Consider the following 25,961-nt stretch of genomic DNA (forward strand, 5'->3'; position numbering starts at 1 on the left):
ACAACGCAAATGAAGACCACACGGCACGCGACCTACAACCTCAACTACCACATAGTGTGGTTGCCGAAGTACCGCAACTCGGTACTCAAAGGCGAGGTCGCTGACCGTGTGCGAACCATCCTCCACGAAATTGCCGACGACAAGGGCCTCGAAATTCTCGATCTCACCGTCCAGCCCGACCACGTTCACCTGTTCGTCAGTAGTCCGCCCAAGAACGAACCGGCGCTCCTCGCCAACTGGTTCAAGGGGATCTCCTCACGCAAGTACAACCACCGCTACGCCGACCACGACGGCGAGAAAATCGGCTGGGCGCGAGGATATTACGCAGGAACCGCCGGACACGTTTCCAGCGAGACTGTCGAGAACTACATCCAGCAACACACGGAGGGTGATTCGTGACCGAACTCACAAAGACGCTGGAACTCAAACTGGTAGAGCCGAACGCTCACAAGCGGCGGAAACTCCGAGAGACGCGAGAGGCGTACCAGCACGCCCTCCAAGACGCCTTCAACCAGAACTGTACCACACAGACTGAGGCGAACGACGTGGTGGTCACCTACAATCTGAGCGGGTACGCGAAGAACGCACTCAAACAGTACGTCCCGCAACTCACGACGACCTACAACGCGGGCGAGCTACACGACGACCACCCTGTGCGCTTCACGAACGAGGGGCTACGACTCGACCACAAGCCCGAGAACGCGATCGAGTGGTACGTCAAAATCCCGCACCACGAGGACTACCACCTCTGGCTGCCAGCACAGCCGAATCCCGAACAACGAGACTGGCTCGAAGCGGTGAACGCTGGTGACGCGACGATGGGTGAGAGCCGGCTGTTCGAGCGAGATGGGACGTGGTTTATCCACGTTACTGCCACTCGCAACGTGGAGGAACGCTCCGGGGCGTCTGCCGAGAAACGGACACCTATCGGAGTGGACATCGGGGAAGCGTCACTCGTCACGGTGTGTCACCGCGACGATCACGGGTCCCCGACCGCGCCCAAACTGTGGGCCGACGAGGGTAAGACCGTTCGTCAGCTCCGCAAAACCTACTTCACCGCCAAGCGCCGACTCCAGACGCGCGGAAGCGAGCGTATCGCAGAGTCCTTTGGCGACGACCTGTGGAACCGGATCGAAAATGTGTTCCACCATGTCACCCGCGAAGTCGTGGAGTACGCCGAGTCCATCAAGAACCCCGTGCTCGTTCTAGAAGACTTGACCTACATTCGGGAATCGATGGACTACGGCGAGTATATGAATCGGCGTCTCCACGGATGGGGATTCGCCAAACTCCATGCGCAGATACGCTACAAGGCCGTCGAGAAGGGTATCCCCGTTGAGACGGTACACCCGCGCAACACCTCGAAGGAGTGCCACGCGTGCGGTGAGGTAGGCTACCGCCCGCGTCAGGCGACGTTCACGTGTACGAACGACGCTTGCTGGGTGGGTGAGTATCAAGCGGACGTGAACGGAGCGATAAATATCGCAGACCGCTACCTCAGCGGAGAGAGCCATTCAAGAGAACACACGGATGGCGATGACTCGGCTGAGGATGGGGGGCGTTTGACCGCCCCACAAGACAGCCACGCCGATGCTGAGACCCAGCAAGGGACGCGTGGAACGAATGCGTCTTGAAACCGCAGGGCCGCTCTCGGCCTGAAATCCCGTGGTGGGATTCCCGCGTCTTCAGGCGCGGGAGGAGGTCAATCTCGGACCCGCCTGCCGAACCGTTTTCACGCCGCCCCGCGACGGAGCGCGTATGAGTCGAGACACCATTTCCTTCGACGTCGACGACCGCGGGGTCGCGACGATCACCGTCGACCGACCGGAACAGCTCAACGCGCTCACCGTCGAGACGCTCGAAGCGATCGAGGGCGCGCTCGACGAGGCCGCCGACCGCGACGCGCGCGTCCTCGTGATCGCCGGGGCGGGCGACGACGCGTTCGTCGCGGGCGCGGACATCTCCTACATGGTCGACATGTCGACCCCCGAGGCGCAGGCGTACGCCGAACTCGGCCACCGCGTCGCCGACGCGATCGAGACGTTTCCGGCGCCGACGGTCGCCGCGGTCGACGGCTACGCCTTCGGCGGCGGCTGCGAGCTCGCGCTCGCCTGCGACCTCCGGGTCGCCGCCGAGAGCGCGGTGCTCGGACAGACGGAGATCGACTTGGGGATCATCCCGGGCTGGGGCGGCACCCAGCGGCTCCCGGCACTGGTCGGTGACGAGGTCGCCCGCCGCCTGATCTTCCTCGGCGAGCGCATCGACGCGGCCGAGGCGGCCGAGGTCGGGTTCGTCGGCGAGGTCGTCGCCGACGCCGAGTTCGACGACCGGATCGACGAGCTGGCGGGCGAGCTGGCCGCGAAGCCCGCGACCGCGCTGCGCGCCGCGAAGGAGGCGCTCAACGCGGCCGGCGAGGGCTCGGCGTCGACCGGGCTGGCCCTCGAACGCCGGGCGTGGGCCGGCCTGTTCGGCACGCACGACCAGCGCGAGGGGATGGCGGCGTTCTTAGAGAAGCGCGAGCCGGAGTTCGAGTAGGACGAGGCTCGAACCGCAGTGGTTGGCGCGCGCCTCCGAGCGGCCGCCGAAGGCGGCTGCGAGGAGCACGCGCGAGGGAGTCGCGAACGCCCGCAGGGCGTGAGCGACGAGGCTGGGGAGGCGTGAGGTGCGGAGCGGTGCTGTGCTGGGCGGGACTCAAAGGGGCAGTCGCGAGGACGAAGACGCGCGACGCAAGCACTGGAACGAGGGAGCGCCAGCGACCGAGTGAAGCGCACAGCGAGCGCATCGAGTCCTCGCGACTGGGGCTTTGGCGGTGTTGGCTGGAGCGTCATCGCTCGTCGCGTGCCGTGTCCTGTACCGTGCGATCGAGGTCCACGGAATCGGGGGATCGCCACGCTTTATTAATCCGCCCGAGTACCGGCGACATGGACCAGTTGCGGCAGTCGCTCCTCGACGCGCCGATCATCGAGAAAGGCGAGTACCAGTACTTCGTCCACCCGATCAGCGACGGCGTCCCCATGCTCGAACCGGAGCTGCTCCGGGAGATCGTCATCCGGATCATCCGGAAGGCCGAGCTGGAGAACGTCGACAAGATCGTCACCCCCGCGGCGATGGGGATCCACATCTCCACCGCGCTCTCGCTGATGACCGACATCCCCCTCGTCGTCATCCGCAAGCGCCAGTACGGCCTCGACGGCGAGGTGCCGCTGTTCCAGGAGACCGGCTACTCCGAGTCGGAAATGTACATCAACGACGTCGAGGAGGGCGACCGCGTGCTCGTGCTCGACGACGTGCTCTCGACGGGCGGCACGATGAAGGCCATCCTCGACGCGCTCACCGACGAGGTCGGCGCGGACGTCGTCGACGTCGTCGCCGTGATCAAGAAGGCGGGCGACAACGAACTGGACGGCACCGACTACAACGTGAAGACGCTGATCAACGTCACCGTCGAGGACGGCGAGGTCGTCGTCGTGGACGCGCAGGGCGACGAATAAGTCGTTCGGAGCAGCGCCGCGGTAAAACCCGCGAAACCTTCGGGTATCCGCTTATAAATACTCGACTACGTAGAGGCGGCGAACACCTTCAAAGCCCCAGCCGCTTGCTTATAAATGGCTGACTGCGGATCAACGGCGAACACCTTCAAAGCCCCAGCCGTGAGGGCGACGCACGCTCGCTGTCGCCCGAAAATCTCCGATTTTCGGGATGACGAGACGCCTCCGGCGTCTCGAACCACGCGCTTCAGTCGCTCACTCCGTTCGCTCCTTCCAGTGCTTGCGTCGCCTGCGCCGCCCTCACGGCTGCCCCTTTGAGTCCCGCCCCGCACAGCGACCGCACCTCTCACCTCCCCAGCCTCGTCGGCCGCCCTCCGCTTCGCTCCGGGCGCCCGACTCCCTCGCGCGGTGCCGTTCGCGGCCGCCGAGGGCGGCCGCTCACGGGCACGCGCCGACCGCACCGCAGTGTTTGTTTATAAGCCTCGCGCCGTCCCTCGTCGCTGCCGGGCGCGGGCGCCTTTTATGTCGAGGTCACGAAGGGTGGGGTACACATGACTGAAGCGCTGTTCGTCGTGAGCGAGGAGGGGTACTGGGCCGAGGAGTGTATCGAGCCGCTGACGACGCTGGAGGCGGAGGGCGTCGACGTGACCGTCGCGACCCCGTCCGGGTCGCCGCCGGTCGTCGACGAGCGCTCGCTCGACCCCGAGGCCGCCGGGGGCGAGGAGCGAGTCGCGGAGCTCCGCGAGGTCGACGAGGAGCACCCCGAGCTCAACGACCCGGAGCCGATCGCGACGGTCGACGCCGCCGACTACGACGCGGTCGTCTTCCCCGGCGGCCACGGCACCGTCTGGGACGTGAACCAGGACCGTCACGCCCGTCAGCTGCTGCTCGACGCGGTCGCGGGCGAGGCGGGCGTGGCACTGGTCGTCTGCCACGCGGTCGGGATCCTCGCGTTCACGAACGAGGCCGACGGGACGCCGCTCGTCGAGGGGCGCGCAATCACCGGGTTCCCCAACGAGTGGGAGGCCGACATCGTCGACGAGGACGACGTGATGCCCGACGGCCGGAAGCTCCCGTACTGGGTCGAAGACGAGGTCGCCCTCGCGGGCGCCGACTTCGACGCCGAGCTCGACGCCGACGAGAGCGTCACGGTCGACGGCGACCTGATCACCGCCCGCGGCCCGGGCTCCTCGTCGGCGGCGGCCGCGACGCTGCTCGACGAGCTGTAGGCGCGCCGCTCTGCGGTCGCGGCCCGCCCTCTCCCGCTATCGGATCACGAACGCCGGCTCCTCGATCCGCTCGCTCTTACACTCGGGACACCGCGACGGGTCGTTGACCGGGTCGTCGAAGCCGTCGAACCCGCACTCCCGGCAGGTCGGCGGCGCGACGAGGAACTCCTCGCCTTCGCTCCCGCTCCCGTCGCCGCTCGGTCGGTCGCCGTCCGCCACCGACCGCGAGACGTGTTCGAGGTGTTCGTACACGACGGGCGTCGGCAGCGACAGCGTCTCGGCGAGGTCGCTCGCGGTCCGGGGGGCCTCGCGGAGGGCGTCGGCGATCCGCTGGCGCGTCGTCTCCATGCGGACCCCTCGCGGCGCGGCGAGTATAACCGTCGGGGATCGCGGCGCGGGCGCTCGGGGTCGGCGACGCACGACGCCGGCCGTGCGAGCGGGCGGGACGACGACGCGGGCACAAGAGGTATGTCACCGGGGTGAGACGGGAGGGGTATGAAAGCCGTCGTACTCGCGGGTGGCTACGCGACCAGACTCTGGCCGATCACCGAACACCGACCGAAGATGTTCCTGCCGGTCGGCGACAACACCGTCATCGACGAGATATTCGAGGACTTGGAGGCCGACGACCGGGTCGACGAGGTGTTCGTCTCGACGAACGAGCGCTTCGCCGACACGTTCGCGGAGTACCTAGACGACAGCCCCTTCGAAAAGCCGACGCTCTCGGTGGAGGAGACCGTCGAGGAGGACGAGAAGTTCGGCGTCGTGGGAGCGCTCGAACAGCTCGTCGACCGCGAGGGCGTCGACGACGACCTGATCGTCGTCGCCGGCGACAACATGATCAGCTTCGATCTCGGCGACTTCGCCGACTTCTTCCACGAGAAGGGGACGCCGACGCTGGCCGCCTACGACGTCGGCGACCGCGAGCGCGCGAAGTCGTACGGGCTCGTCCAGCTCGACGGCGACGAGGTGGTCGACTTTCAGGAGAAGCCCGAGGACCCGCAGTCGACGCTCGTCTCCATCGCCTGCTACGCGTTCCCAGCGGAGACGCTCCCGAAGCTCACGACGTACCTCGACGACGACAACAACCCGGACGAGCCGGGCTGGTTCCTCCAGTGGCTCCAGCAGCGCGGGCCGGTCCACGCGTACACCTTCGACGGCGCGTGGTTCGACATCGGCACCGCCGACAGCTACCTCGACGCCGTCGAGTACGCCCTCGACGGCGGGGCGCTCGTCGCCGACGACGCGACCGTCGAGGGGAGCGACCTCGGCGACGTGGTCCACGTCATGTCGGGCGCGACGGTCACGGACTCGACGCTCGACCGCGCCGTCGTCTTCGAGGACGCGACGATCACCGACTCCGAGGTCCGCAACTCCGTGATAGACACGGGCGCCACCCTGGAGGGGGTCGACCTCTCCGGCGCGCTGATCGGCTCGCACACCTCGATCACCGAGGGCGACGACTTCTAAGCGGGCTCTGCGGTCGGCCGTCCGCTCCGACGAATCCGGCTCCGACCGACCCCGTCAGTCTGTACCGGGCCCGTCAGTCCGTGCCGGACCCGTCAGTCGGTCCCGGCCTGCCCGTGCGTGTGGTGGTAGCAGTCGAAGGCGGGGTCGCCGTCGTCGGTCGCGGGGTAGAAACACACCCGTCGGTAGCGCTCGTTGTCGAGCAGGTTCGCCACGAAGCCGTCGGCGTGTCGCGAGACGGAGTCGTACGGGGCGCCGCAGGCGGGGCAGTTCGCCGGCGGGTCGTCGGGGACGTACATGCGGTGCGGTCGTCAGCGCTACGGCCGCGAACGGGAAAACGACCGCGTCGAACGGGGATCCTTGGAGGCCGGCGGTCGAGCGGCTCAGGACCCGTTCGAGCCGTCGCCGCTCCCGCCCTCGACGCCGAGCGCGTCGAACAGCTTCCGGCGGACCGCCTCCTCGGTGAGGTGGAGGAGCGTGTCGCGGTTCTCGCCGCTGGCCTCGATGCCGGTGAAGATGCCGAGCGGAATCGAAAGCGACCCCTGCGTCGAGTGGCCGGCGGCGTCGCCCATCTCCGAGAACGCCTCGTCGAGGACGTTGCCGATGTTCAGCCGGATGTCCTTCGAGCGCGCAGCGAGGTAGATCTTCTCGTCGGCGATACCCAGCACGGCCGTCGTCGTGATCCCCTCCAGGTTGAGGAGGTGCTGAGCCGCCTGGGCGAGCGCCTCGCGGTCGCGGATGAATCCCGCCGTCGAGAAGAGGTGGCTCCCCTGGACCTCGCGGTTCTGGATCGCCTCCGCCAGCACGTCGAGCGTCTCCGGGCTCATCGACGGCGACTCCACCTGTTCGAGCGTGTCGTGGTTCGCGAACGGGTGGAGGTACGCGGCGGCGGTCAGGTCGGCGGGGGTCGTGTCCCGCTTGAAGTCGAGCGTCTCGGCGCGGATCCCGTAGAGGAGCGCGGTCGCGACCGCCTCGGAGGGCGACTGGTCGAACTCCTGGAGGTACTTCGTGAGGATCGTCGACGTCGAGGAGACGTTGGTCCGCACGTCGACGAACCGGGCGTCGAACGGCACCTCGGACTCTAGGTGGTCGAGGTAGATGTCGATCGAGACCCCGAGGTCGAGGTCCTCGGCGGCGGCCTTGGCGAGGTCGACGGCCGCGACGGTCTCGTACTCCGAGAGCGGCGGCGCCTCGCCGCGTTCGAGCAGGTCGATCCCGAGGAGGTTGACGAACGCCCGGTTCTCCTGGTGGCCGACGTCGCCGGAGTAGATGATGTCGGCGTCGACGCCGAACGCCTCCGCGATCGCCTGGAGCGCGGTCGCGGACGCGATCGAGTCCGGCTCCGGGTTGTCGTGGGTGAGGATCGCCATCCGGTCGCCGCCCTCCTCGATTATCTCCGCGAGCTGGCGGGCCATGTACTCCAGCTCGCCCGTCTCCAGCGACTGGAGCGCGCTGTCCGCGATCACCGTCGAGGGGTTGATCACCACATCCGCGCCGCGCTCGCGTAGTTCGTCCTCGCTGACGGGGTCCGACGCCCGGACGACGACGTAGTGGTCGCCGCCGGTCTCCCTGACCGCGGAGACGGCGGCCTTGTTCGCCTCCACGTCGCTGGCGAGGATCAGCACGATGTCGCGGTCGTCGAGCTCCTCGACGACGTCCGGCTCGGCGATGTCCTGAACCCGGGCGTTGAGGTCCTGGTCGCGCAGAGCCTCGACCCGGCTCTCGTCGCGGTCGAGGATGAGGACGTCCTTCCCGCGCTCGGTCAGTTCCTCAGCGACGGCGTGCCCGACGCTCCCACAGCCGAGGATCGCGTACCGGGTCCGCGCGGATCCGGATGCCCCACTACTCATTGGAGGGATTTCCGCGGCACGACACTTAACGAGTGCGCTCTCGCCGTCGACCCCCGTCAACGAAGCCGCGAAGAGCGGCGGCTTCGCCCTCCCGATCGAGAATGCGACACAGCCGCATTCGTGCGATTCGACCGGTATCCGCCCGGCGGCGACGGGGTCGAATGAAAAGGCCTTTTACCGTGACCCGGATACGAACTCGTGAGGGCCGGTAGCTCAGTTAGGGAGAGCGACGGACTCTTAATCCGTCGGTCGCGTGTTCAAATCGCGCCCGGCCCGTACACTGAACCGCAGAGCGACAGCGATGCGGTGAGGGAACCGGACGGAAGCGATTTGAAGTAGAGAAGTCGCAGCGCGAGCGAAGCGAGCGACCGTCTTCTCGTAGTTCACAATCGCGCCCGGCCCGCTCCTCATATAACCGTTTTCCACCTTCTACGGACAGGTTTCGGCGCTTTTTCACCGGCTCAGGGGTGGGGTTATGAGCAGCGTTGAGCAACAGATCGACGTCGTTCTCGACGCCGAAGGGAATGCGGCTCAAGCGATCTTCGAAGAACGCCGAGAGCGAAACGCGATCAGAATTATGTAGTATGAGGTCATACGTTATAAATAAGGGAAATGCCGGATCACCGCCCGATCGAGTTGAACCGCGCCGTCCCCGGGGGACGCGTCGAGATATTCGCGATCCGCGACGACGACTACCCGGACGGGTGGTTCTACCGGTTTCAATACTATCACCCGGAAACCGACGAACTGCTCAGGTACGACGACGCACACGACGACGACAATCTCGGCTGGCACCACCGACACGTTCGGTTCGGCGAGGACGCAGAAATCGAGTTTCACGGTCTCGCGGCTCACGTGACGCGGTTCCTGAACGAGATCGCGGCGCTGGCGGACACGGAGAACACCCATGACTGACCACGACCACGACGGCTGGCCCGACGAGTACAGCGACCCTCGCGACCGCCCGCACCCGGCAGTCCTCCGTCTCACTGTCGAGTCGTTCGACGAGGCGTTCGAGGACACGCTCGATGCGGTCGAGGCGGTCGACGACGGCGAGGCGCGACCCGCGGTGGTGTCGTTCGGGACGGTCGGCGAGCTCCGGAAGATCCTCACCGACCGGCGGATCGAGGTGCTTCAGACGCTGCTGGACGTCGACGGCGCCGCCGAGAGCATTAGCGCGCTCGCCGAGACGCTCGACCGCAACTACAAGACGGTCCACGACGACGTTACCCTCCTAGCCGACTACGGAATCGTGTTCCTCGTCGAAGACGGCGACCGCGCCAAGCGACCGTACCTCCCGTACGAGCGTATCCGTCTCGACGTGGAACTCGTCGTGAGCGACGCTGGCGAGGAGCCCGCGGCGGTCTGAGAATATCTTCTTACAGAGTTATATCGACAAAAATATCTCATACGATCACAGTCAACGAGGCCGGCGGCTTCGCTCACTGCCGCACAAGGCGGGTCGATACTGACTTTTCGCCTGACTCAACGCTTTTCCGGCGCAGCACCCAGATACCGATGTGAAACGAAACGTGGGCCGAATCGACGCGGCAGCACGGATCGTCGGCGGCGTCGCCGTCGCGATCCTCGCGGTCCTCGTCGCGACGACGGACGTCAGCGTGCCCGTCGTCTCCGCCGTCGGGCTCGCGGTCGCCGGCGCCGTGCTCGTCGTCGAGGGCGCCACGCGGCGATGCCTGCTGTACCGCGCCCTCGGGATCGACCGCTGTCCGGTGGACTGAGACGGGAGCGCGGTCCGACGGCGCGGACAGACCGGGGCCCGAGAGTGCGGTCCGCCGGCGACCCCGAAACACTTCTCCGCCGAGCGCGTGGCGCCCCGTATGAACGCACGCGAGACCGTCCGCTCGTACTACGACGCGCTCCGGGCGGGCGACCCGCTGGCGCCGTACGTCGCCGACGAGCGCGACGGCGACGACCCGTACGTCAAGTTCGGCGTCTCGGAGCGGCTCGTCGGGAGCGACGGGATCCGCGAGGGGCTCCGGACGCAGACCGAGACCACGACGGACTGGCGCGTGACCAGCCGCGAGCTCCGCGTCACGGAGCGCGACCACCACGCGTGGTTCAGCGACGCGGTCGCGATGGCGTGGACGGACGCGGAGACGGGGCGACGCCGCGAGTTCGACACTCGGTGGAGCGGGACGCTCGTCCGCCGGGACGACGGGTGGCGCTTCGTCGGCCTCCACGTGAGCACCGCCGACGACTTCTGACCGCTGGACGGTGCCCCGTCCCGACGCGCTCGGGCACGACGCCGACGTTTATCAGCCCCGCCGCCGATCGGACGCCCATGACGGACCTCGACGGCGCGGCGGCGGTGATCACCGGAGCGAGCTCGGGAATCGGCGAAGCGACGGCGCACGCGCTCGCCGAGCGCGGCGCGGACCTCGTCCTCGTGGCGCGGCGGCGCGACGCGCTCGAAGCGGTCGCGGACGACGTGCGTTCGGCGTACGGCGTCGAGGCGGTCGTCGCCGACGGCGACGTGCGCGAGAGGGCCACCTCGGCGGCGGCGGTCGAGGCCGCGGTCGAGGCGTTCGGCGGCCTCGACGTCGCCGTCGTCAACGCGGGGCTCGCCCGGGGGAGCGACGTGGCGGAGATGACCGACGAGGAGTACTTCGCGATGCAGGAGACGAACGTCGACGGGGCGTTCTTCCTCACGCGCGAGGCGCTCCCGCACCTCAGGGAGAGCGAGGGAACGCTCGTCGCGGTCGGCAGCTTCGCCGGGGAGTTCCCCCGATCGTTCAACCCCGTGTACGCCGCGACGAAGTGGTGGATCCGCGGGTTCGCCCACAGCGTCGCGGCGCAGGCCGGCGACGACGGCGTGGCGGTCTCCGTCGTCAACCCCTCGGAGGTCCGGACCGAGTTCGGCAGCGAAGAGGGCGAGCCCTTCGAAGAGCGGTTCGAGCCCGGCAGCGTCACCGAACCCGAGGAGGTCGCCGAGGCGATCGCCTTCGCGGCGTCGCGCCCCGGCTCCTCGGCCCACGAGATCGACCTCTACCGCCGGGACAAGTACGCCGACACGATGTGAGCGAGCCGGGGTGACGGCGCGGCGGCGCGAGCAGCGGCCGCGTCACCCCTCGGTCGACGCGTCGTCGGTCGACGCGTCGCCGGTGGTGGCGTCGCCGGTGGTGGCATCGTCGGTGGTCGCGTCGTCACGGCCCCCCATCGGCGCGCCGCACTCCGGACACGTCTCGTCGGCGCGGGAGACGGCCAAGTCGCACTCCGGACAGAACGCCCGGTCGCAGGCGCGGTCGCCCATGCCCGGCCCGACGACGCCGACCGGGAAATACCTTCGGCGCCCCGCGACGCGCGGCTTCGAATCGAAATTCCTTTTGAACCCGTCGGCCCCGATCCGGTGTGAGCAACGCGGGCGCGACCGACCGGACGAGCCGATCGCAGTTCTGGGCGCTCTACCTCACCCGGTTCGCCGAGGGGTTCGGGTTCATCACGCTGCTGACGCTGCTGCCGACGTACATCAACGCCTTGGACCCGCAGGCGACGACGGTGCTCGGCGTCACGGTGTCGGCCGGGTTCGTCATCGGGATGTACACCACCGGGTTCACGCTCGCGCAGACGGTCGCCGTGGTCCCGCTCGCGTGGGCCGGCGACCGGTTCGACAAGCGCCTCGTGCTGCTCGGCGTGCTCGGCGCCGGCGCTGGGGTGTACGCGCTGTTTCCGCTCGTCGACTCGTCGGGGTCGTTCATTCTCGTCCGCGCGCTCCAAGGGCTCGTCGTCACCGGCGCGGGGCTGATGACGCTCTCGCTGGTCGGGCAGATCGCCGGCGCCGGCACGCGGGCGGACAAGATCGGGAAGGCGAACGCCGCCTCGTTCGCGGCCTCGATCCTCGGGTCGCTCGGGGCGGGCGCGGTGTACGACGCCGTCGGCTTCGGGCCGGTGTTCGCGATCGTCACGGCGCTGATGATCGCCGCGTGGCTCGTCACGTGGGGGATGCTCGACGGCGACCCCACGCGGGTCGACGGGTTCCCGTTCAGCGACCTCGCAGTGAACCGCAAAATCTTGACCATCTCGACGTTCCGCGCCCAGTACGCCTTCGCGGTGACGATGGTACGGACCTGGGTCCCCATCTACGCCGGGACCGAGCTGGCTTCCGGGGGGCTCGCCGTCGGCGCGACCGCCGTCGCGGTGACGGTCACCGCGGAGAAGGCGACCAACATGGTCGGCCAGCTGTTCACCGGCCGGCTCTCCGACGCGTACGGCCGGTCGCTGTTCGTCTTCGCCGGCGGCGGCGCCTACGGCGCGATCGCGATGGCGATCCCCTTCTCGGCCGCGATCGGGACCGCGCTCGGCGCGGGCGTGACGCTCCCGATCCTCGGCGAACTCCCGCCGGCGTACCTCCCGCTCGTCGCCCTCTCGGGGCTGCTCGGCGTCGCGGACTCCTTCCGCGAGCCGGCGAGCATGGCGCTGTTCGCCGACGAGGGGACCGACGACGGCAGCGTCGCCTCCAGCTTCGGCATCCGCGAGCTGGTGTGGCGGCCGGGCTCCGTGGCCGGGCCGCTCATCGCCGGCTGGCTGATGGTCGAGGTGAGCATGGGCTCCGTCTTCTACGTCGGCGGCGCGTTCGCGATCACCGGCGTCATCGCCTTCCTCGGCGTGCTCGCGTCCGACCACGGCCGCGCGGCCCTGACCGCGTGGTAGGGCGCGCGACTCCTCGGCCCGCGGTCCGTGCGTCGCGACCGCCTACCGCTTCCGGAGCGCGGCCCGATAGTGCGGGCCGTCGCCGGACCCCTCGCGGCCGACCGCCTCGACCGCCCAGCCGGTCCCGACCGCCGCCTCGCGGAGTCGGTCCGGCGAGAACAGCGTAAACCGGAGCGTCGGGTCCCGCTCGCCGTCGTACGCGAACCACATGACGCGGCCCGCGAGCCCGGGCATCGGGTCCGCGCGGTAGCCGAGGAGGTCGGCGGCGCCGGGGTGGCTCGGATCGTAGCAGTCGACGATGGCGGTCGCATCCGGTGTCGTCACGAACGCGAGGTCGCCGAGGAACGCGGAGAGCCCCCGCGTCGACCCCGACAGGCCGACCTGCGTGCCGATCACGAGCGCGGAGGCGAACCGGTCGCGCTCGAACGCCGCCCGGAGCGCGAACATGTCTCCCTCTCGGGCGTCGCGGACGCCGCGCTCGCGCATCGTCTCGACGAGCGCCGGGCTGGGCTCGACGGCCACCGTCTCGAACCGCTCTTGGAAGCGCAGCGCGTGGCGCCCCGCGCCGGCGCCGAGGTCGACGAGCGGCCCGTCCAGCCGGGACGCGAGCCACGAACCCGCGTCGCTCTCGGGGTCGAACTCGGAGAAGTAGAAGTCCTCGATCGGGTGCTCGCGCGTCTCCTCGCCGTCGCCCTGGTAGAGCGGTTCCGTCCGCTCGCCGCGGTGGTGATCGTAGATCGCGCGTCCGAAGGCGTCGGGCATGCCGCCACGGTCGCTCCGACAATTAAAAAGCGAGCGTGAGCGTCGGTACCGATTCACGACCCGCAGGCTCAGCTACAGTCGGCTATCGCGACCGGGCTTCCCTCTGAAACAGTAGCGCGCCGAACGGTACCACATGAAGAACTACGGCAGTGAGTATCGCAGATCGCCGGCCGCGGTGTGGTATTTAAATAGCCGTGAGCGACGGCGACGATCGCTTATAAATGGCAGGCGGTGGCGCGCCTGCGAGCGGCCGCCATCGGCGGCCGCGAGCCAGCCCGCGAGGGACGCCGCGAACGCCCGCAGGGCGTGAGCGGCGAGGTTGGGGAGGCGTGAGGTGCTGTGCGTGGCTGTGCGGGGCGGGACTCAAAGGGGCAGTCGCGAGGGCGAAGCACGCCGCAGCAAGCACCGCAGCGAGGGAGCGGCAGCGACCGAGCGAGGAGCGCAGCAAGGCGCGCGAGCCGTCGCGACTGGGGCTTTGGAGATCGGTATCCCCGCAGTCGGTCATTTATAAACAGCCAACAGCAACACCGCGCTCTGTTTTATAAACGACCTCACTCATAATGTACTACACTCACTCCCGCTATCGATTCTCGGAGTCCACCTCTCGGCCGGCGCCGAATTCGAACGCCACCGACTGGGAAGGTAGTAATCGGTCCGACGCAGCTCCCTACTCGCCTCTCGGGAGATGTCCGACTCAGGCCTCGTAGTCCTGCGCCGCCAGCGCGTCCTCCAGCGCGGCGAGAACGTACTCGACGTTCTTCGGGCGAGCGGAGTAGCCCATACAGCCGATCCGCCAGATGTCGCCCTCCAAGTCGCCGAGGCCGGAGGCGATCTCCAAGTCGTACTCCTCCAAGAGGTGGTCGATGACGGCGCCGTCGTCGACGCCGTCGGGTACCCGTACCGCGTTGAGGCTCGGGAGCCAGTACTCGTCGGGAGCGTTCATCTCCAGCCCGAGTTCTTGAAGCCCCGACTTCAGCTCGCCGGCGACCTCGCGGTGGCGGGTCCACCGCTCCTCGATCCCCTCCTCGGCGACGAGCCGGAGCGCCTCGCGCAGCGCGTACACGTTGGTGATCGGCGCGGTGTGGTGGTACGAGCGGTCGTCGCCCCAGTACCCCTCAAGGAGGGAGAGGTCGAGATACCACGACCGGGGCTGCTCCTCGCGGTCGAGCACCTTGTCCATCGCGCGGTCGTTGAGCGTGAGCGGGCTCGCGCCCGGCGGACACGAGAGGCACTTCTGGGGGCCGGAGTAGGCGACGTCGACGCCCCACTCGTCGACGCGCATCTCCACGCCGCCGAGCGAGGTGACGCAGTCGGCGATCACCAGCGCGTCGTGGTCGTGCGCGATGTCCGTCAGCTCGGGGACGTTCGGCTGGAGGACCCCCGTCGAGGTCTCCGCGTGGACGAAGCCGAACACGTCCGGCTGGTGCTCGTCGAACGCGCGCTCGACGTCGACGGAGTCGAGCGGCTCGCCCCACTGGGCCTCCACCTCGACGACGTCGCCGCCCGCGCGCTCGGCCATCGACTTCATCCGGCCGCCGAAGTAGCCGTTCGTCGGGACGAGCATCGTGTCGCCCGGCTCGACGAGGTTGCCGATCGCGGCCTCCATCGACGCCGACCCCGTCCCCGACACCGGGATCGTCCACCGGTTGTCCGTCCGGAAGGTGTACCGCAGCAGCTCCTGGACCTCGTCCATGATCTCGACGAACGAGGGGTCGAGGTGGCCGACCAGCGGCGTGCTCATCGCCTTCAGTACGCGGGGGTGGACGTCGCTCGGCCCGGGCCCCATCAGCGTGCGGTCCGGCGGCGTCAGCTCTCCGACTTCGGGCGCTCGCTCGTCGACGCCGGGCTCGGCTTGCTGGTTCGACATACCTCATACCCGGACGAGCGAACGCAAAAAGCCGACGGAAGGGGCGACCCCGAATCCACCCTAACTTAACCGTCCGCGATACGTCTCTCGGGACATGAGCGACGGTGCGGGCGAGTCGGCGTCGAACAAGGACCTCCGGACGGTGCTCGACCGGATGTCGGACGGGTTCTTCACGCTCGACGGCGACTGGCGGATCGCGTTCGCGAACGACCGAGGCAGGGAGATCCTCCGGTCCGCGATGAGCGACGACGCCGTCGGGCCGGACGGATCGGTCGAGGGCGCGAACCTCTGGGAGTCGATCCCGGGGGCGGCCGAGACGCAGTTCTACGACGAGTACCACCGGGCCATGGCGACCCAAGAGCCCGTCTCGTTCGACTCGTACTACGAGCCGCTGGACACCTGGTTCGAGGCCCGCGCGTTCCCCTCCGACAGCGGCCTCTCCGTGTACCTTCGGGACATCACCGAGCGGCGCGACTTAGAGCGGCGACAGCGGGAGAGCCTCCGCGCCATCCAGCGGCTGTACGCGGTCTCCTCGGACCACGAGCGCACGTTCGACGAGAAGGTCGAGGCGATCTTGACGCTCGGCTGCGAGTACCTCGACGTGCCGAACGGGTTCCTCACCCGCATCGAGGACGGGACCCAACACGTCGAGGCCTCTCACGCCGACCACCCGCTCTTACAGCCAGGCGAGACCTGTCCGCTCGACGAGGCGTACTGTAAGCGGACCATCGCGCGCGACACGCTGTTGACGGTCGTCGACGCGACCGAGGAGGGGTGGGCCGGCGACCCCGCACACGAGAACTTCGGGCTCGAGACGTACATCGGGGGGAAGGTGGAGGTCGACGGCGAGCAGTACGGGACGCTCTGCTTCGCCGCCACGACCCCGCGCGGCGAGCCGTTCACCGACACCCAGCGGACGTTCGTCGAACTGCTGACGCGGTGGGTGAGCTACGAGTTGGAGCGGCAGCGCGCGGCGGAGCGACTCGAACGCGAGCGCGACCGGCTCGACGGGTTCGCGAGCGTCGTGAGCCACGACCTCCGGAACCCGCTCACGGTCGCGAGGGGCCGGGTCGACCTCCTCGCCGAGGAGTGCGACAGCGAGCATATCGAGCCGGTCGAGCGGTCGCTCTCGCGGATGGAGACGCTCATCGACGACCTGCTCACGCTGGCGCGCGAGGGGGACGCCGTCGACGAACCGGAGCCGGTCGACCTCGTCGCCCTGGCGACCGACGCCTGGAAGACGACGGACAGCGGGAGCGGAACGCTCCGCACTGCGGTCGACGAACTCGAAATCTTGGCCGACGAGGCGCGGCTCAGACAGCTCTTCGAGAACCTGTTCCGCAACGCCGTGGAGCACGGCTCCACGAGCAGTCGGGGGGAGCCCGACGACGCCGCGGAACACGGCGGCGAGGCGGTGACCGTCACCGTCGGGCCGCTCGCGGACGGCGACGGGTTCTACGTCGCCGACGACGGGACGGGAATCCCCGAATCCGAGCGCGAGCAGGTGTTCGAGACGGGGTACACGACGGATCCCGAAGGGACCGGATTCGGCCTGAACATCGTCGCGGAGATCGCCGACGCGCACGGCTGGACGGTCCGAGCGGTCGAGTCCGAGGAAGGGGGCGCGCGGTTCGAGGTCGGCGGCGTCGAACCGGCCTGAGCCCGCGTCGCTTCGGCCCGTTCGCGCCGCGGAGACTCACTCCCCGCCGACGAAGTCCGGCTCCGTGCGCTTCTCGTCGCGCTCCGCGACCAGGTGGTCGACGAACGCGTCGAGGTCGACGTCGCCGCGCTGGTTCTCGAAGCGGTCGCGGACGGAGACGGTGCCCGCCTCCTGCTCGTCGTCGCCGACGATGACCATGTACGGGAGGCGGTCGTCGTGGCCCGCGCGGATCTTGCGGCCGACGGTCCAGTCGCGGTCCTCGACCTCGACGCGGAAGCCCGCGTCCTCCAGCTCGTTTTTCACGCGGTGGGCGTAGCCGAGCGTCTCGTCGGAGACGGGGAGGATCCGGACCTGCTCCGGCGCGAGCCACAGCGGGAAGTTGCCGTCGAAGTGCTCGATGAGGACCATGAAGAAGCGCTCGTAGCTGCCGTACAGCGCTCGGTGGATCATCACGGGCTGGTGGTCCTCGTTGTCCTCGCCCGTGTAGGTCAGGTCGAACCGGTCGGGCATGTTGAAGTCGAGCTGGACCGTGGGGCCGTCCCACACGCGGCCCAGCGCGTCCTCGAAGCCGAAGTCGATCTTCGGGCCGTAGAAGGCGCCGTCGCCGGGCTCGACGTCGTAGTCGTAGCCGCCCGACTCGAGCACGTCGCGGAGCTGGTCCTCCGCGGACTCCCAGATCTCGTCGCCCCCGACGGACTTGTCGGGACGGGTCGCGAGGGCGACCTCGACCTCTAAGTCGAGCGTCTCGACGACCTCGAAGATCATCTCGATGACGGACTCGATCTCGGCGCGGATCTGGTCCGGCCGGACGAACAGGTGGCCGTCGTCGATGGTGAACGACCAGACGCGCGACAGGCCGGACAGCTCGCCGCGCTGCTCTTTCCGGTACACCTTCCCGTTCTCGAAGTAGCGCTGCGGGAGGTCGCGGTACGACCAGTTCTGCTGGTCGAAGATGGTCGCGTGGCCCGGACAGTTCATCGGCTTCAGGCCGTACTCCTCGTCGTTGACGTCGAGGAGGAACATGTCGTCCTTGTAGTTCTCGTAGTGGCCGGACTGCTTCCACAGCTCCGTCCGGAACACGTGCGGCGTCTCGACCTCCTCGTAGCCGTGGTCGCGGTTGAGCTCGGTCGCGAAGTCGGACAGCTCGCGAAGGACCGTCTTCCCCGGCGGGTGGTACAGCGGGAGGCCGGGGCCGGTCACCGTCGGGATCGAGAAGAGGTTCATCTCCTGGCCGATCTTCCGGTGGTCGCGCTCCTGGGCCTGCTCGCGCAGTTCGAGGTACTCCTCCAGGTCGGACTCGCTCGCGAAGGCGGTGCCGTACACCCGCGTCAGCGTGTCGTTCTCCTCGTCGCCGCGCCAGTAGGCGGCCGACACCTCGAGGAGGGTCGCGGCGCCGATCTCGCCGGTCGACTCGACGTGGGGGCCCTGACAGAGGTCCTCCCAGCCGTCCTGGACGTAGAAGGTGACCTCCTCGCCGTCGGCCTCCTCGTCTAAGATCTGTCGCTTGTACTCGTTGTCGGCGTAGATCTCTTTCGCCTCCTCGCGCGACCGGACCTCGCGCTCGATGTCGTAGTCCGCCGCGATGATCTCCGCCATCTCGTCTTCGATCGCGGCGAGGTCGTCCTCGTCGACGTCGACGTCCGTGACGTCGTAGTAGAAGCCGTCGTCGGTCGGCGGGCCGATCGTCAGCGTCGCCTCGGGGTGGAGCCGCTGGAGCGCCTGCGCGAACACGTGGGCCGCGGAGTGGCGCAACACCGTGAGGTACTCGTCCGACTGGTCGGTGACGATCTCGATCCGCGCGCCGTCGTGGACCTCGGCGTGCTTCTCGACGAGTTCGCCGTCGATCTTCCCCGCGACGGTGTCGCGACCGAGCCCGGGGCCGATCTCGAAGGCGACGTCCTCGACTGTCGACCCCGCCGGAACGGTCAGCTCTGATCCGTCCGGCAGGACGACCGTCACCTCGGCCTCCGCATCGGTCTCGCTCATACAGCATCGGAGCCGGACGACCGGCATAAGCCTGTTCGATCCGCGGCGCGGCGTCACACGGTCGGACGGTCGCGGCGGTCCGCTACGGTCGCGGCAGTCCGCCGCGGCCGTCCCCGCGATCCCCGTTCCCGGCAAGTCGCGCCGCCGCTCCGGATCCCCGGATCCGGACGGAGCGATGGCAACACACAAATCCGGCGGCAACGTTTGCCGGCCTATGACCGATCATCGGGAGCCCCTGTCGTCGGTGTTGGAGACGATCGGGGAGACGCCGCTCGTCGACGTCCACGACGCGCCGGAGTCGGTGCCGGTGTACGCCAAGCTGGAGTCGTTCAACCCCGGCGCGAGCATCAAAGACCGGATCGGGAAGTACATGCTCGAACGCATGCTGGAGCGCGGCGACGTCGGCGAGGGCGGCACCGTCGTCGAGCCGACCGCCGGCAACACCGGGATCGGGCTCGCCGTCGCGGCCAAGCAGCTGGGGTTAGAGGCGATCTTCGTCGTCCCCGAGCGCTTCTCGGTGGAGAAACAGCAGCTCATGCGCGCGCTCGGCGCCGAGGTCGTGAACACGCCGAGCGACGAGGGGATGGGGCTCGCGATCGACCGCGCGCACCAGATAGCCGAGGAGCTCGACGACGCGGTCGTCCCCCAGCAGTTCTCGAACCCGCTCAACGCCGAGGCGCACTACGAAACGACCGCGCCCGAGATCGACGCGGCGCTCGACGGCGAGGTGGGCGCCGTCGTCGCCGGCTGCGGCACCGGCGGGACGCTGATGGGGATGGCGCGCTACTTCCGCGAGCGCGACCCGGACACCCACGTCGTCGCGGTCGAGCCCGCCGGCTCCGCCTACCGCGAGTTCCTCGGCGAGGACGTCGAGCACGAGGAGTACAAGACCGAGGGGATCGGCACGCACGACACCGAGCGGAACGAGCTGTTCGACCCCGACCTCGTCGACGAGATCCGAGCGATCGACGACCGCGACGTCCACGAGGAGATGGGCCGGCTCGCGAGCGAGGAGGGCCACCTCGTCGCCTCATCGTCGGCCGCGAACGCGATCGCGGCGAAGCGCGTCGCCCGCGAGATCCGCGACGGCGCGATCGACGCCCCGCACGACGCGGTCGCCACCGTCTTCCCCGACTCCTCCGAGCGCTACCTCTCGAAGGGCGTCTACCGGAGCTTCGAGGAGTGGGAGGGGTAATTTGTGCGGGAGCGACACCGTGATCGCGAGCGGTGCGATATTTAAACAGGATCTGAGCGGCGACTGTCACTTATAAACGGGCGGCGGCGCGTGCCTGCGAGCGGCCGCCACCGGCGGCCGCGAGTCAGCTCGCGCGAGAGAGTCGGCGGTCCGGAGCGAAGCGGAGGACCGCCGACGAGGCTGGGGAGGGGTGAGGCTGCGTTCCCGCGAGCGACCGCCGGGAGCGAGCGGGAGCACGGAAGTCGCAGCCCGCGCAGCGAGCAAAGCGAGCGAGCAGGACCGTCTTCCGGTGGTGCGGTCGCTGTCGGGTGGGACTCAAAGGGGCAGTCGCCGGCGGCTTTGCCGCCGGCTGCCCGTGGCGCGTAGCGCCACGCTGCCGTGAGGCGGGCACAGGCGATGTAAGCACCGCAACGAGGGAGCGGTAGCGACCGAGTGAGGAGCGTGGTTCGAGAGAGCAAAGCTCTCTCGTCATCCCGAAAATCTCTGGTTTTCGGGCGACAGCGAGCGTGCGTCCGCCTCACGGCTGGGGCTTTGGAGATGTTCGGCGCCGCTCCGCTGTCAATCACTTATAAATGGCCGACAGCAACACCGCGGATTCAGCGAAGTCGCTGCCGCTCACTCGCGCAGTCGACCGTGTTCGATCTTGAGACAGCGATCCTGAACCACGTCGATCCCGTCGGCCTCGGCGGCCGCGGCCGCCTCGTCGTGGCTGATTCCGAGCTGGAGCCAAACCGCGCCAGCGTCGCCCCGTTCGGCGTGGCGCTCACGGACGTCGTCGACGACGCCCGGCACCTCCTCGCTCGGCCGGAACACGTCCACGAGGTCGATCTCTTCCTCGACGTCGCCGACCGCGTCGTACGCCGGTTCGCCGAGGACCTCGTCGGCGAACGGGTTCACCGGGACGATACGGTACCCCTGCTCCTGGAGGTACGCCGGCACGTCGTGCGCGGCCTTTCCGGGCGTCGTCGAACAGCCGACGACCGCTATCGTCTCGGCGTCGAGCAGGCGGTCGAGCCCCGCGTCGTCGGTGATGGGCATGGCTCCTCGTACGGGCGCGACACGATTAAGCGGACCCCACGTCGTCGCGGTCCGGGAACCGGCGCGGGCAGTCGACGACTGCCCGCTCAGGGGAGCCGGATCTCGGGCTCGCCGTCCTCGGGAACGGTGACGATCCCGTCGAACAGCTGTTTCAGCGTGTTCATCGCCTGGTCGTCGTGGGCCGTCGAGTCGATGCTGTACAGCCCGAGGCCGTCGACGCTCTGGACTCGGCCGGTGAACACGTGGAGGAAGCGGAACACCGTCTGGAGGTCCGAGTACATCAACAGCGTCGACAGCGAGTGGACCATCACGCGGTTCCGCTCGATGCCGCGGTCGCCGAACGCCTGGAGGAACTCGGAGAGCTTGATCCCGATCCCCGTCATGTCCACCGGCGAGGAGGCGTACTTGATCCGGTCGGACTCGCGGGTGTCGCCGCCCTGCTGGCGGGTGACGCAGTCGACGACCGCGACGGGCTTCCCCTCGTAGGGCGTCCGCTTCTCGTAGTCGCGGAGCACCCGGTCGGCGCCGTCCTTCGTGGTGACGACGATGGCGCCCTCGTCGCGGTCGGTCCCCGCGGCGAGGACGTCCATCATGATCGACCGCTTCCCGCTGAGCGGCGGGCCGGTCAACAGGATGTTGGTCCCGGGATCGACCTCGGCGTCGAAGTGCGGCGTCAGCTCATACATGGACGCACCTCGGGGGCGACGTCGTCGGCGCGAGCCACTCGTTCGGCCGCGAGGCCGTACGACCAGGACACATCTACTACCGAAACATGCCCGCTCCGAATAATATTCTTTTTGATCGCCCCTTGCGAGACGGCGGCGCGTCTCGGCGCGGCTGTCGACCCGATCAGCCGCCGAATTCGGGCGCGTGCTTCGGATCCCACACCTCCAGATCGCGAGAACGTGTCACGTCCGCGAATCGATCGACTCCCGGAGTCGGCGCGGAACCGTCGGACTGCGCGGCGGCGATTTCGGATCGCGGGACTTAACACGCTCTCGGAAGTACACGGCGGTGAGGGCGCTTAGCTCAGTTTGGACAGAGTGCTTGGCTTCGGACCAAGTTGCCACGGGTTCAAATCCTGTAGCGCCCATCCTGCCGCATAACACCGAGGAGTCAACAGACGGCGACGAGGTGTATTTAAACCTTCCTCCGGTATCGGAGTAGAGTTCATTATGCCACGTCATTCCCATCTCCTCCGTCGTGCGATTTACTAGAGTCAAGATTACCGCAGTTCATAATGAAGCTACTGGAATTGACTTTCTGGAGAACGCTTCAGCCTCTCTCGCGGTCAGCTCGCCACCTCCGCCATCGTTCTTGTTCAATAGTTTGTATTCCCAATAGAATTATTGTGGTCTAGCGCCAACCGCTACGTATGACAGATGAATCAGGGGCCGAACTCTGGAAAGAGCACCAGAGCGCCTTCGACCGCGTGCGCGCGGTCGCCGTTACAGTTTCCGAGCCCAAGCCGGCTGACTGGATTGCAGAGCAGGCTCACGTCGCGGGAAACACTGCGCGTGACCATCTCCAGCGCCTCGTTGAGATGAACGTTCTCCGAACCGCTACCGGAGGGACCGCGACCCGGTATGAACCAGACCCGCTCTACACGCGAATGCAAGCTCTCCGCAACCTCCTCGACGACCGGACTCGCGACGATCTTCTCAAACTGCGTGGCGACCTACAGGAGCAGGTCGAGGAGTGGCAGACCGAGTACGACGCGGATTCACCGAGCGAGCTTCGCGAGCGGGCGGCACATGCCGATACTGCCGAGGCAACGCGAGAGATGCGCCAGACTGCGAACGACTGGGACATCATCGCGTATCGTCTCCAACTTGTAGGGGACGCTATCGAGCATTACGCTGACTACGCTGGAAGTACCCCGGCACCTGCCTGACCGGATGTTCGCGTTCGACGGCGGCTACGACCCCGGACAGGCATCGCACACGGTTCTGCTCGAACTCAGACGCACGATTGAGCGACACCCTGCCGTCCAACATGCGAGTGGGGAGCCACCTGGCCAATTCATCCGTGTCGTTGCGACACTTGACCCTGCTATCCTCGGAAGCGAAGCGGACGAGGGAACACTCACCCTTCGGTGGTACGCGGGCGAGGCTGCCGACGCAGACCCGGAGTTCGTCTTTCATTACAGCGAAAATTCAGGCTTCGACTGTGGGTGGCACCACGAGCCGAATCCGCACGTAGATGGATGGGCACACTATCAAGAACGTCTCTCCGCGGACGATGAATACGAGTACGAGGCGGTCTCTTTCGACAGCCTCCAGCCAGTACCGTTGCTCTGGGGAATTCTCGACCGTCTCGAAATCCGGCTCACCGACCGCTAAGCATTCCCACCAGATTAGCTGAGAGTGCTTCGTTGAATCCGATGATGGCGTCGGGGTTACTGTTTGAGTGCCTGTTCGAGGTTGTAGACTGTGGCGGTCACCACGAGTTCGCGGAACTTGCGGTATCATGCCCGAGGGTGGACAGCGGGGCCGAACCGACGCTTGATGGCCGAGAAGGCGGTCTCGGCCATCCAGCGCTGGCCGTATGGCTCGCTGTCCAACCGTACGTTGTGCGCGTGATCGTACGCAGCGAACAACCGATGGCGCAGTAGGGGCCGGACGCCCGCTGAACGGAGAGCGTCCCGGAGAGATTGGTCGTCATAGCCCTTTTCACCGGCGAGACTCTCGATTTTCTCGGTGTTGCGAAGGGCAACTCGACGGCCAGTTTGGGTGTCGTGAGGCCAGTGTGCCGAGCAGTGAAGATCGAGAATGGCACACGAGTCCGTATCGACGAGTGCCGCCGTTTTGAGCGTGCGTATGTGGCGATCCGAGCGGTGTTGGTAGTGTCTCGATGCCGTTTCGCGGTCGAAGAACGTGGCATCGATGGCACCGTGCGAGCCCGGATCGCAGATGGTCGCCGACTCACGAAGGAAGCCGCGCCACCCCGACATGGGGACCCTCTCAAACGACCGGTACAGCGTTGAGGGTGCGGGAAATGCCGTTCGAGCGAGCTGTAACAGCCCACGAACGCCGTCCATCTCACTCGCCCAGTCAACGATCTCGCGGTACGTCGCATCCATGTGAACCCGCAAAAAGTGGAGCATGACATGCTTCCACCCGGGAAATCCGTGGCCAGTCGGATCACTCACCGCCGTTGGACTGGCGGCACAGCACTTTTGAGCCAGCGACGCGACTTGCTTAACGAAGCGGAAAAGTCGAATGTGACCAACCTACTCTTCCGCTTCGCTTCCACCTTCAGAGCGACGCTATCCCGCCGCCTTCCGCGGATTCAACAGAGCAGTTGGTAGTGGTTACCGCGCTAAGCAGTTAGCTGAAGTCCCATGTCCGCTCGAAGATTGCGTTCCCGCTCGGGTCGTGGATTATCCGTACCTCAGCTTCACCGCCGGCCCAGTCACCACTATCCTTTGTTATCTGCTTCCGTTCACCGGTCTCCCAAGTGTCAGAGGCAATCGAGCTATTGACTCTCTCACCATTAACGGAGAGCACGAGATCAGCCGATTCGAGCGACTGTCCACCTGTTTTAGTTATATTGATCGTATCCGTGCCATTACTATCAATTGTAAAGGTTGCCTGCGGCGCGGTATCACCTAACTGATCGCCGAGTCCGAGGACGAACGTCCCGATGACGGCCGCCAGGATGACGGTAATCGCGACCATGAGGATGACGCCGATAACGGGACTGACTGCCCTGTCGTCCGCGTTGGATTGGTTGCTTGGTTTCATTGTTTGAACCCAGCGGCCACCGTCAAACGAGTTCTCGGGGACCCGGGCGCCGTCGTCGACGCCCGAGACAACCCTCCGCTCGTTCAGATCGGTTGCTGGTTACTCGCAGAGAAGCAGGAGTGGCTTATGTACTTATTGCCACGAATATCAGTGGAGAAAATTGGACAGATACAATCAAATTCGTTGACTCGATTACAGTTGCTATGGAACCCACGGCGAAAGCCCTCTCCCGGACCTACAGCGATCGCGTGTATCCGGACCCGTGGGAGAAGGTCCTCGATTATCGCCGCGTCCGCGAGTACGCCGCCGAACACTCGAACGCCGGCCGCGTCCATGTCGGCCGTGCGCTCGATCTCCCCGCCGAGCGCGTCCGGGGCTGGCTCGAAGACGCCGTCCCCGATCCGGTCCGAGGGATCGACACGGCGATCGACCGCGGCTGGCTCGATCCGGACCCCGACGGCGAGACGGCCGCCGCCCTCGTCGACCTGCTCGCTCACGTCCTCGCCGGCGGGAGCATCCCCGCCGACAACTACGTTCCCGCGGTGACGCCGGGTGAACGCGTGACCGTCGCGGAGATCCGAGCGGCCTTCGAGCGCATCGGCGTCGAGACGCGCACCCGCAACGCCGACACGGCCGGGCGCGCGACCGAGGTCGTCCCGACCTGTGACGGAACGGTCCTCGGCCGGTGTCTCGTCGCGACCGGCGCGCCGACCGGCGCGAAGACGTCGCTCGACCACCTTCCCGCGGTCGTGTGGGACGTTCCTCGGCCGGTCAGGCGGTCGTTCGCGCGGACCTACGTTCGACACCGCGGGCTGAACTACGCCGACAAGTCGACGACGCGCGTTCAGGTCGAACGGCCGAGTTCGTTCATCGCGGAACTGCGCGAGGTACTCGACGACGTGCTCGACGAGCGCGTGACCACGGCCGACGCCGGGCTCACCATCTCCGCGGCCGCCGCCCGCGAACTCGGCGTCGAGTAGCGCCGCCGGATCAGTCCGCTACCCT

The 25,961-nt window shown here is 67.4% G+C and carries 27 protein-coding genes, 2 tRNA genes and 1 pseudogene; 19 read left to right on the forward strand and 11 right to left on the reverse strand.

The genetic code is table 11. From position 1 onward, the window contains the following. The first annotated feature begins 9 nt into the window (after window positions 1-9). From tnpA to CPZ01_RS03390, 5 genes are all read left to right on the forward strand, one after another. A complete protein-coding gene (gene tnpA, locus CPZ01_RS03370) occupies window positions 10-399 on the forward strand; it encodes an IS200/IS605 family transposase (protein WP_096393431.1) in 390 nt (129 codons plus the stop codon). Beyond that, window positions 396-1,634, forward strand: coding sequence for an RNA-guided endonuclease InsQ/TnpB family protein (locus CPZ01_RS03375; protein WP_096393432.1), 1,239 nt, complete (start codon window positions 396-398; stop codon window positions 1,632-1,634). The genes tnpA and CPZ01_RS03375 overlap by 4 nt, the downstream gene beginning before the upstream one ends. Window positions 1,635-1,758: 124 nt before the next feature. Further along, entirely contained in the window at window positions 1,759-2,535 is a 777-nt protein-coding gene (locus tag CPZ01_RS03380) for an enoyl-CoA hydratase/isomerase family protein (protein WP_096393433.1), read from the forward strand. Window positions 2,536-2,921: 386 nt separating this feature from the next. Beyond that, a complete protein-coding gene (hpt, locus tag CPZ01_RS03385; protein ID WP_096393434.1) occupies window positions 2,922-3,491 on the forward strand; it encodes a hypoxanthine/guanine phosphoribosyltransferase in 570 nt (189 codons plus the stop codon). 548 nt (window positions 3,492-4,039) lie between these two features. Then, entirely contained in the window at window positions 4,040-4,717 is a 678-nt protein-coding gene (locus tag CPZ01_RS03390; RefSeq protein ID WP_096393435.1) for a type 1 glutamine amidotransferase domain-containing protein, read from the forward strand. Between the two features lie 36 nt (window positions 4,718-4,753). Here CPZ01_RS03390 and CPZ01_RS03395 read toward each other — a convergent pair whose 3' ends face one another. After that, window positions 4,754-5,065 carry a transcriptional regulator gene (locus CPZ01_RS03395; RefSeq protein ID WP_096393436.1) on the reverse strand — a complete coding sequence of 104 codons (312 nt, stop codon included), beginning with the start codon at window positions 5,063-5,065 and terminating at the stop codon, window positions 4,754-4,756. A gap of 147 nt (window positions 5,066-5,212) precedes the next feature. Here CPZ01_RS03395 and CPZ01_RS03400 point away from each other — a divergent pair, with 147 nt between their 5' ends. Next, complete coding sequence (locus tag CPZ01_RS03400) at window positions 5,213-6,187, forward strand: sugar phosphate nucleotidyltransferase (RefSeq protein WP_096393437.1); 975 nt, start codon at window positions 5,213-5,215, stop codon at window positions 6,185-6,187. A gap of 92 nt (window positions 6,188-6,279) precedes the next feature. Here the strand turns inward: CPZ01_RS03400 and CPZ01_RS03405 are convergent, their stop codons facing one another. Together CPZ01_RS03405 and CPZ01_RS03410 are read right to left on the reverse strand one after the other, a co-directional pair. Then, a complete protein-coding gene (locus CPZ01_RS03405) occupies window positions 6,280-6,483 on the reverse strand; it encodes a hypothetical protein (RefSeq protein ID WP_096393438.1) in 204 nt (67 codons plus the stop codon). Window positions 6,484-6,567: 84 nt separating this feature from the next. Continuing rightward, complete coding sequence (locus tag CPZ01_RS03410; RefSeq protein WP_096393439.1) at window positions 6,568-8,034, reverse strand: DHH family phosphoesterase; 1,467 nt, start codon at window positions 8,032-8,034, stop codon at window positions 6,568-6,570. Window positions 8,035-8,236: 202 nt separating this feature from the next. Between CPZ01_RS03410 and CPZ01_RS03415 the strand changes: the two genes are divergently transcribed. The 6 genes from CPZ01_RS03415 (at window position 8,237) to CPZ01_RS03440 (ending at window position 11,074) form a co-directional block, all read left to right on the forward strand. Then, window positions 8,237-8,310 (forward strand) — tRNA-Lys (locus tag CPZ01_RS03415). A 336-nt stretch (window positions 8,311-8,646) separates the two neighbouring features. Then, window positions 8,647-8,949, forward strand: coding sequence for a toxin-antitoxin system TumE family protein (locus CPZ01_RS03420; protein ID WP_096393440.1), 303 nt, complete (start codon window positions 8,647-8,649; stop codon window positions 8,947-8,949). Beyond that, window positions 8,942-9,403, forward strand: a complete 462-nt coding sequence (locus tag CPZ01_RS03425; RefSeq protein WP_096393441.1) for an HVO_A0114 family putative DNA-binding protein — start codon at window positions 8,942-8,944, stop codon at window positions 9,401-9,403. The genes CPZ01_RS03420 and CPZ01_RS03425 overlap by 8 nt, the downstream gene beginning before the upstream one ends. Before the next feature lie 151 nt (window positions 9,404-9,554). Beyond that, window positions 9,555-9,773: a YgaP family membrane protein gene (locus CPZ01_RS03430; RefSeq protein WP_096393442.1), complete on the forward strand. Its 219-nt coding sequence runs from the start codon at window positions 9,555-9,557 to the stop codon at window positions 9,771-9,773. Between the two features lie 99 nt (window positions 9,774-9,872). Beyond that, a complete protein-coding gene (locus CPZ01_RS03435; protein ID WP_096393443.1) occupies window positions 9,873-10,259 on the forward strand; it encodes a nuclear transport factor 2 family protein in 387 nt (128 codons plus the stop codon). Window positions 10,260-10,336: 77 nt separating this feature from the next. Continuing rightward, window positions 10,337-11,074: an SDR family oxidoreductase gene (locus CPZ01_RS03440; protein WP_096393444.1), complete on the forward strand. Its 738-nt coding sequence runs from the start codon at window positions 10,337-10,339 to the stop codon at window positions 11,072-11,074. A gap of 42 nt (window positions 11,075-11,116) precedes the next feature. On the opposite strand, the gene CPZ01_RS03445 is transcribed toward CPZ01_RS03440, so the two are convergent. After that, on the reverse strand, window positions 11,117-11,305 hold the full coding sequence (locus CPZ01_RS03445) for a hypothetical protein (RefSeq protein WP_096393445.1): 189 nt from the start codon (window positions 11,303-11,305) through the stop codon (window positions 11,117-11,119). 98 nt (window positions 11,306-11,403) lie between these two features. Between CPZ01_RS03445 and CPZ01_RS03450 the strand changes: the two genes are divergently transcribed. Beyond that, complete coding sequence (locus CPZ01_RS03450; RefSeq protein WP_096393446.1) at window positions 11,404-12,702, forward strand: MFS transporter; 1,299 nt, start codon at window positions 11,404-11,406, stop codon at window positions 12,700-12,702. A gap of 42 nt (window positions 12,703-12,744) precedes the next feature. Here CPZ01_RS03450 and CPZ01_RS03455 read toward each other — a convergent pair whose 3' ends face one another. Together CPZ01_RS03455 and CPZ01_RS03460 are read right to left on the reverse strand one after the other, a co-directional pair. After that, window positions 12,745-13,464: a methyltransferase domain-containing protein gene (locus CPZ01_RS03455; RefSeq protein ID WP_096393447.1), complete on the reverse strand. Its 720-nt coding sequence runs from the start codon at window positions 13,462-13,464 to the stop codon at window positions 12,745-12,747. A 694-nt stretch (window positions 13,465-14,158) separates the two neighbouring features. Further along, window positions 14,159-15,331: a pyridoxal-phosphate-dependent aminotransferase family protein gene (locus CPZ01_RS03460; protein WP_096393448.1), complete on the reverse strand. Its 1,173-nt coding sequence runs from the start codon at window positions 15,329-15,331 to the stop codon at window positions 14,159-14,161. A 94-nt stretch (window positions 15,332-15,425) separates the two neighbouring features. Between CPZ01_RS03460 and CPZ01_RS03465 the strand changes: the two genes are divergently transcribed. Continuing rightward, entirely contained in the window at window positions 15,426-16,991 is a 1,566-nt protein-coding gene (locus CPZ01_RS03465) for a PAS domain-containing sensor histidine kinase (RefSeq protein ID WP_096393449.1), read from the forward strand. Between the two features lie 36 nt (window positions 16,992-17,027). Here CPZ01_RS03465 and thrS read toward each other — a convergent pair whose 3' ends face one another. Further along, window positions 17,028-19,004, reverse strand: a complete 1,977-nt coding sequence (gene thrS / locus CPZ01_RS03470; protein WP_172863925.1) for a threonine--tRNA ligase — start codon at window positions 19,002-19,004, stop codon at window positions 17,028-17,030. A 187-nt stretch (window positions 19,005-19,191) separates the two neighbouring features. On the opposite strand from thrS, the gene CPZ01_RS03475 reads away from it, so the two are divergent. After that, a complete protein-coding gene (locus CPZ01_RS03475) occupies window positions 19,192-20,172 on the forward strand; it encodes a PLP-dependent cysteine synthase family protein (protein WP_096393451.1) in 981 nt (326 codons plus the stop codon). 615 nt (window positions 20,173-20,787) lie between these two features. Here the strand turns inward: CPZ01_RS03475 and CPZ01_RS03480 are convergent. Together CPZ01_RS03480 and CPZ01_RS03485 are read right to left on the reverse strand one after the other, a co-directional pair. Beyond that, the gene (locus tag CPZ01_RS03480; RefSeq protein WP_096393452.1) at window positions 20,788-21,210 is read right to left on the reverse strand and encodes a CoA-binding protein; all 423 of its coding nucleotides are present in this window, start codon (window positions 21,208-21,210) and stop codon (window positions 20,788-20,790) included. 86 nt (window positions 21,211-21,296) lie between these two features. After that, window positions 21,297-21,896, reverse strand: coding sequence for an RAD55 family ATPase (locus CPZ01_RS03485; RefSeq protein ID WP_096393453.1), 600 nt, complete (start codon window positions 21,894-21,896; stop codon window positions 21,297-21,299). Window positions 21,897-22,228: 332 nt separating this feature from the next. Between CPZ01_RS03485 and CPZ01_RS03490 the strand changes: the two genes are divergently transcribed. The 3 genes from CPZ01_RS03490 (at window position 22,229) to CPZ01_RS03500 (ending at window position 23,552) form a co-directional block, all read left to right on the forward strand. Further along, window positions 22,229-22,303 (forward strand) — tRNA-Arg (locus CPZ01_RS03490). Window positions 22,304-22,585: 282 nt separating this feature from the next. Next, the gene (locus tag CPZ01_RS03495; protein ID WP_096393454.1) at window positions 22,586-23,104 is read left to right on the forward strand and encodes a DUF7342 family protein; all 519 of its coding nucleotides are present in this window, start codon (window positions 22,586-22,588) and stop codon (window positions 23,102-23,104) included. A 4-nt stretch (window positions 23,105-23,108) separates the two neighbouring features. After that, a complete protein-coding gene (locus tag CPZ01_RS03500; protein WP_172863926.1) occupies window positions 23,109-23,552 on the forward strand; it encodes a hypothetical protein in 444 nt (147 codons plus the stop codon). Between the two features lie 56 nt (window positions 23,553-23,608). Here the strand turns inward: CPZ01_RS03500 and CPZ01_RS03505 are convergent. After that, window positions 23,609-24,433 (reverse strand): annotated as a pseudogene (locus CPZ01_RS03505) (IS5 family transposase). 106 nt (window positions 24,434-24,539) lie between these two features. Further along, complete coding sequence (locus CPZ01_RS03510; RefSeq protein ID WP_096393455.1) at window positions 24,540-24,956, reverse strand: type IV pilin domain-containing protein; 417 nt, start codon at window positions 24,954-24,956, stop codon at window positions 24,540-24,542. Window positions 24,957-25,159: 203 nt separating this feature from the next. On the opposite strand from CPZ01_RS03510, the gene CPZ01_RS03515 reads away from it, so the two are divergent. After that, complete coding sequence (locus tag CPZ01_RS03515; protein ID WP_096393456.1) at window positions 25,160-25,936, forward strand: hypothetical protein; 777 nt, start codon at window positions 25,160-25,162, stop codon at window positions 25,934-25,936. Window positions 25,937-25,961 lie beyond the last annotated feature (25 nt).

Origin of the sequence: Halorubrum trapanicum, from assembly GCF_002355655.1 — an archaeon.
Classification (GTDB): domain Archaea; phylum Halobacteriota; class Halobacteria; order Halobacteriales; family Haloferacaceae; genus Halorubrum; species Halorubrum trapanicum_A.